Source organism: Streptomyces niphimycinicus (assembly GCF_018883605.1).
GTDB lineage: Bacteria > Actinomycetota > Actinomycetes > Streptomycetales > Streptomycetaceae > Streptomyces > Streptomyces niphimycinicus.
On sequence record NZ_JAHLEM010000852.1, the window covers coordinates 1 to 546 of the forward strand.

Here is a 546-nt window from a genome sequence, read left to right on the forward strand (position 1 = left end):
GGTCCGCGCGGTGTCGACCGATTCCGTGGACGCGTGGCGCAGTACCGCCGCGATGTGATTGCGCACGAGGTCGAGTACGGCCTGATCCCACTCGGCGCGGTCCACGGCGGCCAACCGGTGTTCGAGCGCTGAGGCCGAGTCGGGGGCGTCTACTGCCTGGGCAGCACGCCGGATGCGCGGGCGGACCAGGTCGCGTAGGACGGCGGGCAGGTTGTCGGCGCCCGCCCATGCCTGGAGGTCCAGCGGTGCGGCCAACACCATTGCCTCATCGGCGGCGAGCGCCGCGTCGAACAGTTCCAGTGCCTGGGAGGTGGGCATCGGGACCGCGTGGGCACGCGCCAGATCGTCGCCCGTCAGGTGCTCGGTCTGCTCGCTGCGTTCTTCCCAGAACCCCCACGCGATCGACACCCCCGGCAACCCCTGCGCCCGCCGATGAACAGCCAACGCATCCAGAAACCCATTCGCCGCCGCATAACTCCCCTGACCCGCATTCCCCAACACACCCGCCGCCGACGAAAACAACACAAACGCCGACAGATCCAACCC

1 protein-coding gene is annotated in these 546 nt (G+C 69.2%); it reads right to left on the bottom strand.

The genetic code is table 11. The features are described 5' to 3' along the window. On the bottom strand, window positions 1–543 hold a 543-nt coding region (locus tag KN815_RS44130), incomplete at its 3' end, for a beta-ketoacyl reductase (protein ID WP_372458630.1). Window positions 544–546 lie beyond the last annotated feature (3 nt).